This is a genomic window from Blastomonas sp. AAP53, from assembly GCF_000331245.1.
Taxonomy (GTDB): Bacteria; Pseudomonadota; Alphaproteobacteria; order Sphingomonadales; family Sphingomonadaceae; genus Blastomonas.
This window is the reverse complement of the sequence record NZ_ANFZ01000024.1, coordinates 45317-59251: the sequence shown is the minus strand read 5'-3', so window position 1 is coordinate 59251 and position 13935 is coordinate 45317. Positions and strand designations below refer to the sequence as shown.

At 64.3% G+C, this 13935-nt stretch carries 13 protein-coding genes; 8 read left to right on the top strand and 5 right to left on the bottom strand.

What is annotated here, in order from left to right; translation table 11 throughout:
- Positions 1-339: 339 nt before the first annotated feature.
- The 3 genes from D618_RS0117135 (at position 340) to D618_RS0117125 (ending at position 2572) form a co-directional block, all read left to right on the top strand.
- A complete protein-coding gene (locus D618_RS0117135; RefSeq protein WP_026091822.1) occupies positions 340-738 on the top strand; it encodes a DUF4149 domain-containing protein in 399 nt (132 codons plus the stop codon).
- Between the two features lie 28 nt (positions 739-766).
- On the top strand, positions 767-1162 hold the full coding sequence (locus D618_RS0117130; RefSeq protein ID WP_017672767.1) for a dihydroneopterin aldolase: 396 nt from the start codon (positions 767-769) through the stop codon (positions 1160-1162).
- Between the two features lie 204 nt (positions 1163-1366).
- Entirely contained in the window at positions 1367-2572 is a 1206-nt protein-coding gene (locus D618_RS0117125) for a saccharopine dehydrogenase NADP-binding domain-containing protein (protein WP_017672766.1), read from the top strand.
- On the opposite strand, the gene D618_RS18815 is transcribed toward D618_RS0117125, so the two are convergent.
- Positions 2569-2799, bottom strand: coding sequence for a DUF1289 domain-containing protein (locus tag D618_RS18815; protein WP_238550710.1), 231 nt, complete (start codon positions 2797-2799; stop codon positions 2569-2571). The genes D618_RS0117125 and D618_RS18815 overlap by 4 nt on opposite strands.
- Before the next feature lie 153 nt (positions 2800-2952).
- Between D618_RS18815 and D618_RS18810 the strand changes: the two genes are divergently transcribed.
- The gene (locus D618_RS18810) at positions 2953-3177 is read left to right on the top strand and encodes a hypothetical protein (protein ID WP_017672764.1); all 225 of its coding nucleotides are present in this window, start codon (positions 2953-2955) and stop codon (positions 3175-3177) included.
- Positions 3178-3415: 238 nt separating this feature from the next.
- Here D618_RS18810 and D618_RS0117105 read toward each other — a convergent pair whose 3' ends face one another.
- Together D618_RS0117105 and D618_RS0117100 are read right to left on the bottom strand one after the other, a co-directional pair.
- Positions 3416-3946, bottom strand: a complete 531-nt coding sequence (locus tag D618_RS0117105) for a DsrE family protein (protein ID WP_017672762.1) — start codon at positions 3944-3946, stop codon at positions 3416-3418.
- A gap of 606 nt (positions 3947-4552) precedes the next feature.
- A complete protein-coding gene (locus tag D618_RS0117100; protein WP_017672761.1) occupies positions 4553-5713 on the bottom strand; it encodes a CaiB/BaiF CoA-transferase family protein in 1161 nt (386 codons plus the stop codon).
- Positions 5714-5857: 144 nt separating this feature from the next.
- On the opposite strand from D618_RS0117100, the gene D618_RS0117095 reads away from it, so the two are divergent.
- From D618_RS0117095 to D618_RS0117080, 4 genes are all read left to right on the top strand, one after another.
- Positions 5858-7036: an iron-containing alcohol dehydrogenase gene (locus D618_RS0117095; RefSeq protein WP_017672760.1), complete on the top strand. Its 1179-nt coding sequence runs from the start codon at positions 5858-5860 to the stop codon at positions 7034-7036.
- 47 nt (positions 7037-7083) lie between these two features.
- Complete coding sequence (locus tag D618_RS0117090) at positions 7084-8718, top strand: AMP-binding protein (protein WP_017672759.1); 1635 nt, start codon at positions 7084-7086, stop codon at positions 8716-8718.
- Positions 8719-8827: 109 nt separating this feature from the next.
- Entirely contained in the window at positions 8828-10786 is a 1959-nt protein-coding gene (locus D618_RS0117085; protein WP_017672758.1) for an NAD(P)/FAD-dependent oxidoreductase, read from the top strand.
- Positions 10787-11782 (top strand): NADPH:quinone oxidoreductase family protein, encoded by a 996-nt coding sequence (locus tag D618_RS0117080; RefSeq protein ID WP_017672757.1) that lies wholly within the window; start codon positions 10787-10789, stop codon positions 11780-11782.
- A gap of 4 nt (positions 11783-11786) precedes the next feature.
- Here the strand turns inward: D618_RS0117080 and D618_RS0117075 are convergent, their stop codons facing one another.
- On the bottom strand, positions 11787-13019 hold the full coding sequence (locus D618_RS0117075; protein WP_152414814.1) for a cytochrome P450: 1233 nt from the start codon (positions 13017-13019) through the stop codon (positions 11787-11789).
- 14 nt (positions 13020-13033) lie between these two features.
- On the bottom strand, positions 13034-13924 hold the full coding sequence (locus D618_RS0117070) for an MBL fold metallo-hydrolase (RefSeq protein WP_040371024.1): 891 nt from the start codon (positions 13922-13924) through the stop codon (positions 13034-13036).
- Positions 13925-13935: the final 11 nt, after the last annotated feature.

The window sequence follows — 13935 nt, the reverse complement described above, 5'->3', positions numbered from 1 at the left end:
CCCAGGACCTGTCGTTTCCCCCCCCCCCCCCCCGATCGTGGCTGGCACTGAGGTCGGCCACCTCAGGCTGCATCCGCAATGTGTGCATGACCGTAATTGCTGCGTCCCGCGGCGTGCGATCGCAAGGCCATGGGTGCGCAGGGACAAGCCCTGTGCGGTCTGATCACTACGGCGGAGATGGAAGACGATGACTGCAACGGCGCGCAACACCCTGGCGTCCGGGCCCCTGATCGCGCCTGGGCCACGGGGCATCAATCGGCGGGGTGAACCGACGTTCGGGGCTTGGCCGTTCAGCGCCATTGTCTGCATGGACATCGCCATCAACAAGGGGGAATGGCGATGATCGTGTTGGCCTTGCTGCTGACGGCGCTGCTGTTCGGAGGGACCATCCTCTATGCCTTCGGGTTCGCCGCGTTCGTGTTCACCGCGCTGCCCGCCGAAACCGCCGGGCCGCTCATCCGCCGGGCCTTTCCCCATTTCTACCTGTTCGTGCTGACGGTATCCGCCGCTGCGGCCGTGTTCGCTGCGTCCGGGGATCGCAGCAGCGCGCTGGTTCTTGGTGCGATTGCGCTCACCACATTTGTCGCCCGGCAGGTGATCATGCCCGCCGTCAACGCCGCCACCGATGCAGGGGCATCCGGGCGCTTCAAGGCGCTCCACAGCCTGTCCGTGGCGATCACGCTCGCGCACATCGCCGGTGCCGGCATCGTGATCGTCAGGCTGGCGACGTTGATCTGACCCTGAAACAACGAGATTGCCGATCACCATGCTAAGCACCGTAGAGCTGACCGGGCTGGAACTGCCCGTGGACCTGGGCACTTATGCTCAGGGTGATGTCGTCCCTGACGCCCATTATCTTGATCTCACCCTCGCCATCGATCCGTCTGCGGTGCTCATCGCGAAAGACGATATGGCGCTCGTGTTCGACTATGATCCCCTGGTGGGTGAGATCGTCGCTCTCGCGCGCGATGGTCATTACGAGACGCAGGAATGGCTGATGACCAGGATCGTCCGGGCCTGCGCGCAATATGGCGAAATTTCCGGCGTCGAGCTGATGGTGTACAAAACGCCGGTTCTGGCGGGCACTGGCAGGCTGGGCGTCCGGCTGTGCATCGACCGGGCGGACCTTGAGCAACTGCGCGCAAACGCCTCGAGCAACTGAAGCTGAGCTAAAGGCCCCAGGTCCCCGGTCCGATGGCCGCTCGCCTCGCAAGGTGCACTGCGCAGGCGGCTGCTTAGGCCTTGCCGATGCTGGCGGTTTATCCCAGACAGTTGCGCCAGCGGATCCGCTTGGGTCGGCAGCAGGAGGAGAAGGCGGCATGCTGAGCTGCCGACATCGCCCAAACACTGACGCATGGGAACCCGAATGACCGACACACGCTTCGATATCATCGTCTACGGCGCGACCAGTTTCGTCGGTCAGATCATCACCCGCTACATGCATCAGCAGTTTGCGGACGGGTCGGTCCGATGGGCGATCGCGGGCCGGTCGCTGAGCAAGCTGCAGAGCGTCCGCGACACGATCGGGCTGACGGGTATCGAGCTGATCGTGGCCGACGCCGCCGACGAAGACGCGTTGGAGCAGATGTGCGCCCGGACAAAGGTCGTGATGTCCACGGTCGGCCCCTATGCGCTCTACGGTGATCTGCTGGTGCAGGTCTGCGCCACCACCGGAACGCACTATTGCGACCTGACCGGCGAGCCCCAATGGATCCGCAAGATGCAGGCACGCCATGAAGCAGACGCGATCAAGAGCGGTGCACGCATCGTGCATTGTTGCGGCTTTGATTCGATCCCGTCTGATCTGGGAGTGCATTTCCTGCAGCAGCGCGCGCGGGCGTTGTACGGCCAGCCGTGTGAAGAGGTCGCAATGCGTGTCGTCAGTATCAAGGGCGGTGCGTCGGGGGGCACCATCGCCAGCATGGTCAACATGGTCAAGGAAGCGGTCGGCGATGCCGATCTGCGCCGCGAGCTGAAGGACCCCTACAGCCTCTGCCCGCCGGGGCATCGCTTCACGGTCCCGCAACGCGATGTGAAGATCGAACATGACACCGCCTCGGGTGGCTGGATCGCGCCGTTCATCATGGCCGCAATCAACACGCGGGTCGTGCATCGGTCGAACGCGATGAGCGGCAACAGCTATGGTCTGCGCTTCCGCTATGAAGAGGCCACCATTGCCCGCAGCAAGGCCATGGCGCGAGCGGCGACATGGGGGGTGAACGCGCTGATGGTCGGGCTGGCGCTGCCGCCGGTCCGCTGGCTGCTCGAAACAGCCGTGCTGCCAAAGCCCGGCGAAGGGCCAAGCGAAAAGGCGCAGATCGAAGGCGGGTTCGAGTTGATGTTCATCGGAGTGACGCCCAGCGGAGATACGATCAGGTGCCGGGTCACCGGTGATCGTGATCCGGGCTATGGATCAACCGCCAAGATGCTGTCTCAGGCCGCAGCGTGCCTGGCCCTGGACGTCCCCGACGATGTGCCGGGTGGTTTCTGGACGCCTGCCACGATCCTTGGCGATCGGCTAATCGAACGGCTGCAGGCCCATGCCGGGCTGACGTTCGAGGTTCTGCCTTAGGGCAGGGCTTTGGACGGCTCTCTGGACCGGGCCGCAGCCTGGCAGGCCTGGCTATCGACGGCCTCGGCCATTTCGGCCATTCGCGAGGGCAGGGCCGACAGAATCTGCTGCCGTCTGCCGACCGATGCCGTCGGCCATTCCTGGATTTCGTCCAGATCGCGCCCACAGCCTTCGCAATAGCCCGTGCGGTGATGGATCCTGCAGGTCTGGTTGCACGGTGACTTCATGGATCGGACCACACCATAACGACGGCCCTCGCGCAAGCTTGCGAGCAGCGCTGGATGGCCGATGTCATTGCAGCGTTTTGGCCGCATCCGCCGGTGGACGGATCGGGAACCATATCGCTCGTGCGCGGTAAAGCGCAATGAAGGAGAAATCGAATGATCAAGAACATTATCGGTGCAGTCGTGGGCGCAAAGCTCGCAGGCAAGTCGCCCAAGGCTGACAGCGCTGCCGGTGCCACCACTGGCGCAATCGCGGCAACGGCGATCCCGTTCATCGTGTCTCGCATGAGCCTGCCGTCGATGCTGGCCATTGGCGCGGGCGGTTATCTGCTCAAGAAGCGCCGTGACAAGAAGCAAGCCAGCAAGAAGCTGTATTCCTGATTCTATGCGCTGCCGATGCCTGATCGCATCGGTGTCTGGAGCGCGCAGCAGCGTTTCTGCCTGAAAGGGTGGCCGCATCATGCGGTCACCCTTTTTCGTGGAGATAGGCTGCGGTCCGCCTGTCAATTTTCAGCACACGGCCGTGCGGTCGTACCAGGGCGCGCGGCATGCGGCCGTCATGGTTGTCGCCGACGCGGTGGCCTGAGGGCGCCAGCCGATGGCGAACCGCCTGCGCCGGTCAATCGTCGCGCACGACACCATAGCCTTGGGCCATCAGGTTGGCGATCGTCACCATTGCCATCAGGTCCAGCTGGACCTCTGGCAGCAGGTCATTGCGGTCATAGCCCCTCGCCAGATACGATTGGCCGCACAGCCGGATCGAAACGCCCGCCGCTGCCAGTTCTTCCACCAGCTGGCGGCTCGGGTTGGGCGTGCCATGACGCTTCATGTGCGCGGCATCGGTCAGCAGGTTTCTGTCTGGCGCGCCGTGCACGACGATGGCGATGTCGCCTGCGGCGGGCTTCACGCCATGCGCGGCCATGCTGTTCATCAGGCTCGCTGCGCGCCGGAAGGTCTGATGGGGCTGCGCCTTGTCGCGGTTCGGTTCGGACACATCATACAGGATGCGGTATTTCAGTGCGGGGTTCGGTTTCTCCACCGCCCCCGGAATGTCCTGGGGCGTGCCTGCCGATGGCACCGGCTTGGGCAACGCCTGCGCCCAGGCTGGATGAGCAACGAGTACGGCAAGTGCAATGAACGCAGCGCGCATGGCTTGTCCCTTTCGACGCAAAAGGCGCCGCTAGTGGCACCCTCAAGGCCAGCTTAGCGCGCTTTGCTCTGCGGACCTAGGGGGCTGTGCTGGCGCTGGATGAGGCTGGGGCCAGCGGATCGATGGCGTGCCGGACCGGCGCACCAACGCATCAGCGATATCCCATGATATGGTAGCATGACGCATGGTGTATCGGCGCGGTCGGCGATGCCCCATCAACCCCCGCATGAGCTGGCCCGACCCGGAATGTCCGGCCCGCTGGGGGAGTATGGTCATGATCGTCCGCGCGTCTGCCGCACCGAGGTTCCTGCCGCGTCCGGCCCTGATCACCACACCTGCGTCAGCCACGCCCGAAGGGAAAAAGGGGACGCCGAGCCACCAGATGCTGAGTTCTATGCGACCGTGAACTCATCATTCGGGTGGTGGTCGAATGAAGCTAGCCGGCCATCACCCGATCTCTTTGTGCGCCGCATTGCCCAGGCAGTGCGGCGCACTTCGTATCGGGCATGCTACCGGTCAAGGAGCGACCGGCATCCCCGATGATAGCCGGATGGCTGATCTGCCCGCGCTTGCCGGGGCGGGTTGGTTCCTGCGCGCTGTCGCCTGCTACTGCAACACCCTCGTCTGCTGGAGCTGCTGAACCTGCTCGGCGCTGACTGACCAGCCTGCCAGGCTATCCGCCGGATCGCCTCTCGATACGACAGCATCGGGTGACCGGCCAGGTGACCGGTCAAAACGCGGCGCCGGTGCCGGTTGCAGCGATGGACCCTCATGCGCATGGACATGCCGGTCACGGTTCGCCGGATCACCGGCGGCCTCATGAAAGGTCAGCACGGGAGAAACGCAGGCATCGAGATGATCGAAGATCGCGCGCCACTCGGCCTGCGTGCTCGACAGGAAGATTTGCGTCACCTGCTGCGCGCGGTCGGGCCATACGGCGGGGTTGAGATAATCGCCAAAGTGCTGGGGATCGAGCCCGAGCCCCGCGAGGAACGCATCGTGAAATTCGCGCTCGAGCGCACCCACCGCCATGTGCCGACCATCGGCAGTCTCATAGCAGCGGTAGAAATAGGCGCTGCCATCCAGCAGATTGCCGCCGCGGCCCCTGTTCCACAAACCCATCTGCATCCAGCCTGCCATCTGGGTCAGCAGCACCGAAACTCCGTCCACCATCGCAACATCCAGAACCTGGCCCTTGCCCGATCGCTGCCGCTCCAGCAGCGCGGCGAGCACCCCCATGGCCAGGAAGGTACCCCCACCACCAAAATTGCCCACCAGGTTCACAGGCGGCAGCGGCGGGCCATCGGCGGGCCCCATCGGGTACAGCGCGCCTGTCATGGCCAGGTAGTTGATATCATGCCCCGCGCGTCCGGCGAGCGGACCGGTCTGGCCCCAGCCGCTCATCCGCGCGTAAATCAGCCGGGGGTTGGCATCGCACAGGATCTCTGGCCCCAGGCCCAGCCGTTCCATGGCGCCAGGCCTGTAGCCTTCGATTACCACATCGGCCTGCATCGCCAGATCGCGGACCAGCGCGAGCCCGGCTGGCGATTTCAGATCGATCGCGACGGAGGGGCGGCTGCGGTAGAGAAAGTCGTATTGCTCGTCACCGCCCAGGGGCCGCGCGGCGCCAAAACGCTCGATCCGCAGCACATCGGCGCCAAGATCGGCGAGCAGCATCGCCCCGAACGGGGTAGGGCCCAGACCGGAAAACTCGAGGATCCGGATGTTCGCGGCAGGCGGCAGCGCGCCATTGACCGGTGCATTCATAACGACTTTGCTCCCCATGACCTGCTGCCGGGCAGCAGAGAATATTCTCATCAGTTGAAAAATATACTAGCCAGTATCTGCTTGTCCTGTCACTATCTGATTCACGAGGCCGGCACAGACCGGGCCGCAAGAGGAGACTGGATGATGGCTGAAATTACCCCGAGCGAACTTCGCTTCACCCGCACCGAGCGCGTGACCATGGGCGTTCCGACGGCAGAAGCGCTCGCCGATCAGGCAGCCAAGATGGGTTGCAGCAAGGTGTTTCTGCTGGTCTCTGCGAGCCTGCGGGAAAACACTGATGAAATCACCAGGATCGAGGCCCGGCTGGGATCCAGCCATGCAGGCACCTTCAGCGGAATTGCTCCGCACGCACCGCGCGCCGATGTGCTCAAGGCCACCGATGCTGCGCGTGATGCGGGTGCGGACCTGATCGTGTCGGTGGGCGGAGGGTCTGCGACCGATGCCGCCAAGATTGTCGCGCTGCTGATCAAGCACGATGTCCGCAGCGTCGAAGCCTTCGAACCGCTGCGCACCTATGTCACCGATGCGGGCGAGGTCGTGAACCCCGTCACCGTTGGCCCCGACATTCCGGTCATTTGCGTGCCGACCACGTTGTCGGGCGGAGAGTTCAATGCGCTGTCAGGTGCGACCGACGAGGTTACGCAGCACAAGCAGGGCTACGAACACGCCAAGATGGCGCCGGTCATGGTGATATTGGACCCCGCAATCACCCGGCACACGCCCGAATGGCTGTGGCTGTCGACCGGGGTGCGTTCGGTCGATCATGCGGTCGAGACTCTGTCTTCCTATCAGTCGAACGATTTTGCCGATGGTCTGGCCGAAAGCGCGCTGCGGCTGCTGGTCGAAGGCCTGCCTCGCGTGAAGGCGGATCCCAATGACATGGAAGGCCGCCTGAAATGCCAGATCGGCGCCTGGCAATCGATGATCAGCATCATCGGCGGGGTGCCAATGGGGGCCAGCCACGCCATCGGCCACATTCTGGGCGGGACCTGCGATGTTCCGCATGGCTATACGTCATGCGTGATGTCGCCCTATGTCCTGGCGTGGAATGCCGAGCACGATGCCAGCCGGCAGGTGCGGACTCTGGCGGCGCTGGGCGGCGCGCACGAAAGCGCCTCTGCCGCACTCGACAGCTTCATCGCAGGCTTGGGCATGCCGCGTCGGCTCAGCGAAGTGGGCGTGGATGAATCGCGCTTCCAGCAGGTCGCCGAATACACGCTGCTCGACATCTGGGGCCGCACCAACCCGCGCCCGGTGACTTCAGCAGCCGACATTCTCGAAATCCTGCGTCGCGCGGCGTGACGGCGCGCTCATCCGTGGCCACATCGCCCCAAGCACAAGGAAGCATCATGCCGAATGCTGAAAGATCGCGGGACTTTCTGGATCCCCGCATTCCCAACCGCGACGAATGCGTGCTGCGCTATCTGCTCGACCGCTGGGCGGACGAGCGATCGTCCAAGGCGCATGTCGTCTTTGCCGATGGCACCGAGTGGAGCTTCGCAGACGTGCACGCCCGCGTTCGCGCCAAGGCCGCCGGACTGCGCCAGCTGGGTGTGCGGCAGGGTGACCGGGTGGCCGTATGGTTGCCGAACGGACCGGACGCGCTGATCGCGTTTTATGCGATCAACTATCTGGGGGCCGTGTTCGTGCCGTTCAACACCGCCTACAGGGGCGCGCTGCTGGAACATGTGCTGGTCAACTCGGCAGCGCGGCTGCTGCTGGTGCATCCCGACCTTGTCGCGCGCCTGAATGGCGTCGAGCTTGGCCAGCTCGAGCAGTTGGTCATCACCACCAGCAACCCGGTCGAGAACGCACCGCTGCCCTCGGTTCGGTTCGACGACGTCGAAGGCGACCCCGCCGACGACCTGCCGCTGGAGCGCGCGATCGAGCCGTGGGACATCCAGTCGATCATCTACACCTCGGGCACGACGGGTCCGTCGAAGGGCGTGCTGTCCTCGTACCTCCACATGTTCTCCAACGCCGGGCCGGAAAGCTGGCCGATGGTGGGAGAGGACGACCGCTACATGTGCGTCGCGCCGATCTTCCACATCGGTGGCATGGGGCCTCCGTTCGTCATGCTGGCGCGCGGGGCTTCGGTGGCGCTGATCGACAATTTCTCGACCGACGAGTTCTGGTCGGTGGCCAAGCGTACCGGTGCGACGGTCGTGTTTCTGCTTGGCGTGATGGCGACATTCCTGCTCAAGGCGCAGCCTTCGCCGCAGGATCGCGACCATTGCGTCAGGAAGGCGTTCATGGTGCCGCTGACCGGTGATGCGGCGGCGTTCAACGAACGTTTCGGGATCGACATCTACACGATCTTCAACATGACCGAGGTGTCGTCGCCCGTCGTTTCGGAGGCCAATCCGGTCAAGATCGGAACCTGCGGCAAGGTGCGTCCCGGCGTCGAGGTCAGGCTGGTCGATCGCAACGATTGCGAAGTGGCGGTTGGAGAGATCGGCGAGATGCTGGTGCGCACCGACCGGCCCTGGGCGATGAACAGCGGCTATAACGCCAACCCAGAAGCCACCGCCGAAGCCTGGCGCAACGGCTGGTTCCACACCGGCGATGCGTTCCGCCGCGATGACGAAGGCTATTTCTATTTCGTCGACCGGGTGAAGGACGCGATCCGCCGCCGCGGTGAGAATATCTCGTCATTCGAGGTCGAAGCGGAGGTCTGCCGTCACCCCGATGTGCGCGAGGCGGCGGCGATTGCGGTGCCGAGCGAATATTCGGAGGACGAGGTCATGGTGGTGGTCGCACCCGTTCCGGGCCGGTCGATCGACTGCCGGGTATTGGCTGAGTTTCTGATCGAGACGATGCCGTATTTCATGGTGCCGCGCTATTTCCGCGTGCTCGACGAGCTGCCCAAGACCCCGTCTGCCAAGGTGCTGAAGACCGATCTGCGCAAGCAGGGCGTGACCAGCGACACATGGGATCGCGAAGCGGCTGGTCTGCGGGTTCGCCGGGAAGCGTTTACACCATGATCGGCCCCGCTGCGTCGGCCAGTTTCAACCTTTCTGCGCATCTGGCCCGGTCAGCCGGGCCAGATGGTCGCCTTGCCGCAATTTCGATTGTTCCAGGATATTTTTCGACATGACACATGCATTGCCTGACCGGCCGATTTCTCCCAATCAGATCGACTGGCCACTTCTGGAGTCAGGGGTCGAGCACGGCAATATCCCGTCGCTGCTGATGCTGCTGCACCAGATGACCGGCGAAGCGCGGTGGCTCGAGGAGCCGTTCGTGCCGAAGCGCGCGCCGGGCCTCGATGACAATGACAGCGGCCAGCTGGATGAGGAAACTCAGCAGCAGGTCCGCCACCATGCGCTTGAGGCCATCAAGGCGTGGCTGAACGGCAAGCCGCTGGCACTGCCCCAGCCGGACAATGCGCAGCTGGCGAAGATGCTGAGCGTCGCGATGACCGAGCATGTCCCTGAGGAATATGGCGACATCATCGCTGCCGGCATGACGAAGCCGCCGGTGCAACGCGATGCGCCGCCGATGCTCAAGAGCAAATCGGCGATCGTGATCGGCGCGGGCATTTCCGGAATTTGCGCAGGCATCGAGCTTCAGCGGCTCGGTATCGACCATGTCATCTTCGAAAAGAACGAGGATTTCGGCGGCACGTGGTTTGAAAACCGCTACCCCGGCTGCGGTGTCGATACCCCTTCGCTAACCTATACCTTCTCCTGCCGTCCCAACGACTGGTCGAAATATTTTCCGCTGCGCGACGAGATCGAAGGCTATCTGCTCGACACCGCCCGCGAGTACGGACTGGCAGCGCGCACGCAGTTCAGCTCGAAGGTCGAAGCCGCACGCTGGATCGAAGGGGCCGATCAGTGGGAGGTCACCGTATCGAAGCCCGATGGATCGATCGCGACACACCGCGCCGATTACCTGTTCAGCGCCGTCGGCATCCTCAACATCCCGCAATATCCCAGGATCGCGGGGCTGGAATCCTTTACCGGCGAGGTCATCCACACCAGCCGCTGGCCCAAGGACATCGACTTGGCCGGCAAGCGCATCGCGGTGATCGGCAATGGGGCGTCGGGAATGCAGGTTGCGCCAGCGGTGGCAGACGAGGCCGCCGCGCTCACCGTCTTTGCGCGCTCCAAGCAATGGGCCGCGCCGTTCCCGCAGTTTCGCAAGGATGTACCCGCAGGCGTGCGCTATCTGATGCAGGCTGTGCCGCTGTATCGCATGTGGCTGGAACAGCGCCTGTCCTGGACCTTCAACGACCGGGTCCACGGCACCTTGCGCCGCGACCCGCAATGGCCGCACCCCGAGCGCGCGGTCAATGAAATCAACGACGGCCATCGCCGCCATTTCACGCGCTATGTCGAGGAGCAGCTGGCGGATCGCCCCGAACTCATCGAGGCGGTGCTCCCCGACTACCCGCCGTTTGCCAAGCGCATGCTGCTGGACAATGGCTGGTACCGCATGCTGCGCAAGCCGAACACGCGGCTGATCCCCGAGCATCTGGCCAAGGTCGAAGGCAGCCGCCTGTTCTCGTCATCGGGCATCGAGATCGAGGCAGATGTGATCATCCTGGCGACCGGGTTCCAGACGACGCGGGTGCTGGGGTCGTACGACGTCGTCGGAAAGGGCGGGCAGGTGTTGCGCGACCTGTGGGGCGAGGATGACGCGGCAGCCTATCTGGGGACGCTGGTTCCCGGCTTTCCCAACATGTTCATCCTGCTCGGACCCAATGTTGGGTCAGGCCATGGCGGCAGCATGATCCGCAACATCGAAAACCAGATGCACTTCGCCGGCGAAGTCGTTCTTGCCAGCGCGAGGGAAGGGGCGGACACCGTCGAAGTGAAGGATGAGGTGTATCAGGATTACCGCCGCCAGATCGACGAGGCGCACGAAAGGCTTGTCTGGACGCATCCGGGCACGGAAAACTGGTACCGCAATGCCAAGGGCCGCGTGGTCGCGATCACGCCCTGGCGCAACGATGCCTTCTGGCGGATGACGCGGACGCCGAACGTGGACGACCTGGAGTTCGGCAAGACACAAGGCGCTAGCCCCGCATTGGCGGACGCTGGCTGAATGGCCGGCAGCACGGGCACGATGAAAGCCTTTCAGGGGCATCGCCTGGGCGAAGTCGAGGCCTTTGCTGTCGAAGAGCGCGCCGTCGGCACCCCGGGCGCAGGGGAAATGCTTCTGCGCGTCGAGGCGACGGCGCTGGGCTTTGTCGATGCCCTGGTGATGCGCGGCCTGTATCAGGTTCAGCCTGCGGTGCCGTTCGTTCCGGGCGGCGAGATCGTCGGGCGGATCGTGGCGCTGGGGGCGGGCGTCACCGGCTTCCTGCCGGGTCAGCGCATCGCCAGCTGGCAGTTCGGCGGCGGATTGGCCGAACGGGCGATCGTCAAGGCGGCCAACAGCGTTGCAGTCCCCGATGACCTGCCGTCGCCTGAGGCCTCGGCCCTGATCCTCGATTTCCTGACAGCCTATTATGGCCTGTTCGATCGCGGTCAGTTTCAGGCGCACTACACGCTGCTGGTGACCGGTGCTTCGGGCGGTGTCGGGTCGGCAGCGGTCCAGCTGGCCCATGCCAGTGGCGGCAGTGTCATCGCGCTGGCCTCGGGCGAGGCCAAACTGCGCCATGTTGCCAGGCTGGGGGCTGATATGGTGCTGGACTACCGCAACCCGGATTGGCGTGCGGCGCTGAAGGCGCGTTTCCCCGGCGGTGTCGACCGAGTCTTCGATCCTGTGGGCGGTTCGCTGCTCGAGCCCTGCTTTCGATCGCTCGCCAAGCATGGTCGCCATCTGGTGGTCGGCTTTGCGTCCGGGGAGGGCATCGCAAAACTTCCGACCAACCTGCCGCTGCTGAAGTCAGGCGAGCTGGCGGGGGTCGATGCGCGCTATCTGGGCGAAAGCGATCCCGAGCGGGTGCGCGAGATACTGGGCGTCATCTTTCGCATGGCCAGCCGCCAGCAGATCAGGCCGGTGATTGCCCAGACGTTTGCCCTCGCCGATGCGCCCGCAGCGTTTCGTGCGCTGGCAGCGGGCGATCGCATCGGCAAGGTCGTCGTGCTTCCCTGATAGGTTACCAATGGGCGGGAAGCGTGCCCAGTCCCCGGAACAGGAAGCCGTCGCGCCAGGCCGGCGCGCGGGTATCGACGCGCAACCCCGGCAGCCGTGTCGCCAGCCGCTCGAATGCGATCCGCCCTTCCAGCCGCGCCAGTTCTGCGCCGACACAAAAATGAATTCCGCCGCCGAAGCTCAGATGCTTGGCGGCATTTTCGCGGCCTATGTCGAAGCTGTCCGGGTTGCCGAACACGCGCGGATCACGATTGCCCGCACCGATCAGCGTCAGCACCTTTTCACCCCTGGCGACAGCCTGTCCGTGCACCTCGGTGGCGCGCAATGCGGTGCGATAGGTCGCGATCAGCGAGCTTTCGTAGCGCAGAATTTCATCGACCGTTCCGGCTGACAGCGCGACCGGATCGCTGAGAAGGAGCTGCCACTGATCGGGAAACCGGCTGAACGTCAGCAGGCCGTTGCCGATCATGTGCGCGGTCGTTTCGAAACCCGCGCCAAACAGGCCGATCGCCACGGTCACCAGCTCATCGTGCGATAGCGCGTCCTCCTTGCCCCCGGCCTGCACCAGCGCCGTTGCCAGATCATCCTGCGGCGCCGCCTTGCGCTCGTCGAACAGGCTTTCGAAGAACCGCTGGAGCACCGCGATCTGCGTGTTGGCCGTCGCAAGCTCATCTGCCGTCAGCGCGCGCGCTTCGAACACGATGAAGCTCTGCGCTATGGCGTTGATGACCGCCGGCAGCCGCTCGTCCTCCGGATCGATTCCCAGCATGTCGCACATCACCCGCACGGGCAGTTCATAGGCGAAGCGCGCGATCAGGTCGGCCTGCCCGTCGGCGGCGAAGCTGTCGATCAGCCGGTCGGTGATTTCGCGAATGCGCGGTTCCATCGTTCGGACGCGCCTGGCGGTGAGCGCGCCGGTCACCAGCCCGCGCACCCGCGTGTGGTGCGGCGGGTCCTGCATCAGGAACACCTCGGACAGCCATTTGTAGCCCCGTTGCCCCATCACATCGAAGTCCGGGCCATAGAACAGCCGGATATTCTCGACGAAATCGCCCTGGCCGAAGTCATCGCGGTTCATCAGGACGCCGCGAACGTCCTCGTGGCGGCTGACAACCCAATAGCCATGCTCTGCCCAATGCATCGGATCGTCTTCGCGCAGCCGACCGAAAGCGGGGTATGGATTCGCCTTCAATGCTGCATCATCGGGAGAGAAACGCGGAACAGGGTCGTGTGTCACAAGGTTTCTCCTGGTTATCGAAGGGTGCGCGGCACGAATGTCCCGTCGGCGCCGCGATCGACAAATACCGAATGCGGCGCGCCGAAATGGGCAGGCACGATGCGCGCGCCTGTATCGCTGGCGCGTTCCAGAACGCGCCGTCGCGTGCTGGCTGCTGCATGGCGGTCTTCGCAATAGACGCTGTTCCAGTCGGGGCGGACCAGCTGCATCGGGTGATGCAGGATGTCGCCGGTGAACAGAGCCGCCTCGCCACCGGCTTCCACCTCCAGCACCATATGGCCAGGGGTGTGGCCAGGGGAGGCCCAGGCGGTCATGCCTGGAGCGATCAATGCGCCATCATCGATCAGTTCGGCAAGGCCGGCGTCGATGACCGGCTGCACGCTGTCTTCGAAGACGTTGGCGTTGACGCCGGCCCCTGCCAGCGTCGCGTACTGCGCCTTGGCCGGGTTCCACGCCGCTTCGTCCACCCGGGGGAAATAGTAGCGCGCGTTGGGAAAGGTCGGCTGCCAGCTGCCGTCGCGCAACTGCGTGTTCCACCCGACATGGTCGATGTGAAGGTGCGTGCAGAAGACCTTGTCGATGTCGCCGGGTTCGAAACCTGCGGCCTTCAGCCCCTCGAGAAACGGCGTAGCCAGCTGCCCGAAGATCGGGATGCCGGGGCGGTCCTTGTCATTGCCCGCCCCAGTATCGACGATGATCCGCTCGCTGCCGGTGTCGATCAGCCAGCTTTGAAGATAGCCGTAGATCAGCCCATCGCGCAGGAATGCAGGCTCGAAGCCGGCCGCCTGCTCGCGGAAGGCGGCCTCTTCATACTCTGCAAACAGGGCCTCGGGCGGGCTGAACCCGCCCTGCCATTCCTCTAGCCGGTAGACCTTGTGGCTACCGATGGTGAAGGCTGCGTCCACAATGGCATCCT

What these genes read in the sequence shown, in the direction of transcription:
- D618_RS0117135 (WP_026091822.1), top strand. Translation starts at nt 340, where the DNA reads ATGATCGTGTTGGCCTTGCTGCTGACGGCGCTGCTGTTCGGAGGGACC.
- D618_RS0117130 (WP_017672767.1), top strand. Translation starts at nt 767, where the DNA reads ATGCTAAGCACCGTAGAGCTGACCGGGCTGGAACTGCCCGTGGACCTG.
- D618_RS0117125 (WP_017672766.1), top strand. Translation starts at nt 1,367, where the DNA reads ATGACCGACACACGCTTCGATATCATCGTCTACGGCGCGACCAGTTTC.
- D618_RS18815 (WP_238550710.1), bottom strand. Translation starts at nt 2,799, where the DNA reads ATGAAGTCACCGTGCAACCAGACCTGCAGGATCCATCACCGCACGGGC.
- D618_RS18810 (WP_017672764.1), top strand. Translation starts at nt 2,953, where the DNA reads ATGATCAAGAACATTATCGGTGCAGTCGTGGGCGCAAAGCTCGCAGGC.
- D618_RS0117105 (WP_017672762.1), bottom strand. Translation starts at nt 3,946, where the DNA reads ATGCGCGCTGCGTTCATTGCACTTGCCGTACTCGTTGCTCATCCAGCC.
- D618_RS0117100 (WP_017672761.1), bottom strand. Translation starts at nt 5,713, where the DNA reads ATGAATGCACCGGTCAATGGCGCGCTGCCGCCTGCCGCGAACATCCGG.
- D618_RS0117095 (WP_017672760.1), top strand. Translation starts at nt 5,858, where the DNA reads ATGGCTGAAATTACCCCGAGCGAACTTCGCTTCACCCGCACCGAGCGC.
- D618_RS0117090 (WP_017672759.1), top strand. Translation starts at nt 7,084, where the DNA reads ATGCCGAATGCTGAAAGATCGCGGGACTTTCTGGATCCCCGCATTCCC.
- D618_RS0117085 (WP_017672758.1), top strand. Translation starts at nt 8,828, where the DNA reads ATGACACATGCATTGCCTGACCGGCCGATTTCTCCCAATCAGATCGAC.
- D618_RS0117080 (WP_017672757.1), top strand. Translation starts at nt 10,787, where the DNA reads ATGGCCGGCAGCACGGGCACGATGAAAGCCTTTCAGGGGCATCGCCTG.